Source organism: Bacillus sp. LR--39, assembly GCF_053613335.1.
This window is the reverse complement of the sequence record NZ_JBSIOT010000081.1, coordinates 1-1,792: the sequence shown is the minus strand read 5'-3', so window position 1 is coordinate 1,792 and position 1,792 is coordinate 1. Positions and strand designations below refer to the sequence as shown.

Sequence of the window (1,792 nt, the reverse complement as noted above, 5' to 3'; positions counted from 1 at the left end):
GAATTTTTGAGAATCAACAGTGTCATGGACGAAACAACCGCCGGACCCGGTAAACCGTTTGGAGAAGGGGTAAATGCCAGCCTGACTTCATTGCTGGAGCTTGGAGAAAAAGAAGGCTTTACAACAAAAAATCTTGACGGCTTCGCAGGTCATATTGAATGGGGGGAGGGCGATGACATTATCGGCGTACTTTGCCATGTTGACGTCGTGCCGCCGGGAGATGGGTGGACGAGTGATCCATTTTCAGCTGAAATCCGCAACGGACGGATTTATGCAAGGGGCGCCATTGATGACAAAGGCCCGACAATGGCGGCATTCTACGCGCTGAAAATCGTGAAAGACATGAATTTGCCCCTGTCCAAGCGAGTCAGAATGATTATCGGAACAGATGAAGAAAGTGATTGGAGATGCGTAGAGCATTATTTCAAGCATGAAGAAATGCCAACAATGGGCTTTGCGCCTGACGCCGATTTTCCGATCATTAATGCGGAAAAAGGGATCATCGATGCTTCTTTACTTATTCCGCACCGCCCAAATCAAGCTGAACCAAAGGCAGTGCTTGTCTCGTTTCAATCAGGCCTTCGCTTAAACATGGTGCCTGACGCTGCGGAAGCTGTCATTGAAGGGCCGAAAAAAGAAGAGATTATGTCTTCATTTAAAGACATGCTCCGCACGACGGATCAAAAAGGGGAAGCTGCAATAGAGAACGGACAGCTCATTTTGCGTATGTACGGTCTTTCCTGCCATGCGATGGAACCGAACAATGGGATCAATGCCGGAATTTTATTGTGCGAATTTCTCCAGCAGACTGAGCTTGACGATGCAGGAAAGCGGTTTGTGCAAGTTGTGACAGATAAGTTCTCAGGTGATACAAGAGGAAAAAAACTGGACATTGACTGTGAGGATGAAATCAGCGGAGAGCTGACATTAAATGTCGGAACACTGCGCTATAAAGAAGGGCAAGGAGGCGAGCTCGGGATCAATATCCGCTATCCTGTGACAGCAGAAAGCAAAGCGATTCGCGATGCATTCGAAAGCGCATCTGAATTTGAGCTGGGAGAATTCAAAGACAGCAAGCCGCATCACGTGTCCGCAGATCATCCGTTAGTCAAAACCCTGCAAAAGGTTTATGAAGGCCAGCTGGGTAAAAAAGCTGACTTAATCTCAATCGGCGGGGGGACATATGCGAGATCCTTAAAAGCCGGTGTCGCGTTCGGCCCGCTGTTCCCCGGACGCCCTGACAGCGCACATCAAAAGGATGAATATATCGAAATTGATGACCTGCTGAGATCGACAGCGTTATATGCTCAGGCCATTTACGAGCTTGCAAAATAAAAGGACCGGCTTCTGCTGAAGCCAGTCCTTTTTTTAAATAAATGACCATAAATCAGTTGATAAGTACCGTTCTCCTGTATCAGCTGTCATGCAGACCACTACTTTGTCAGGAGAGAGGCGTTTCGCTGTTTCGATTGCCGCAAAGCAGGCAGCGCCTGATGAAGGACCGACAAGAATTCCTTCTTCAGCAGCAAGCCGTCTTGTCGTCGTATACGCGTCTTCATCAGAGATTTTGATAATTTCATCATAAACGTCTTCATTTAAAATCGGCGGTATAAAGCCTGGGCTCGTTCCTACAAGTTTATGAGCGCCAGGTTTTCCGCCGGATAATACAGGCGAACCCGCTGGCTCAACAACATGAACCGTGATATCCGGAAAAAGCTCTTTGAGCGCCTCACCTGTTCCGGTAATGGTTCCGCCCGTTCCAGAGGAGGCTACAAAAGCGCCGAGCGGTTTT

The 1,792-nt window shown here is 48.2% G+C and carries 2 protein-coding genes; one reads left to right on the top strand and one right to left on the bottom strand.

Annotation, left to right across the window (positions count from 1 at the left end; genetic code table 11):
* On the top strand, positions 1-1,335 hold a 1,335-nt coding region (gene pepV, locus ACWHAR_RS20470), incomplete at its 5' end, for a dipeptidase PepV (RefSeq protein ID WP_452087659.1).
* A gap of 33 nt (positions 1,336-1,368) precedes the next feature.
* On the opposite strand, the gene ACWHAR_RS20465 is transcribed toward pepV, so the two are convergent.
* Positions 1,369-1,792 (bottom strand): pyridoxal-phosphate dependent enzyme (locus tag ACWHAR_RS20465; protein WP_452087658.1); only part of this gene is annotated, 424 nt, incomplete at its 5' end.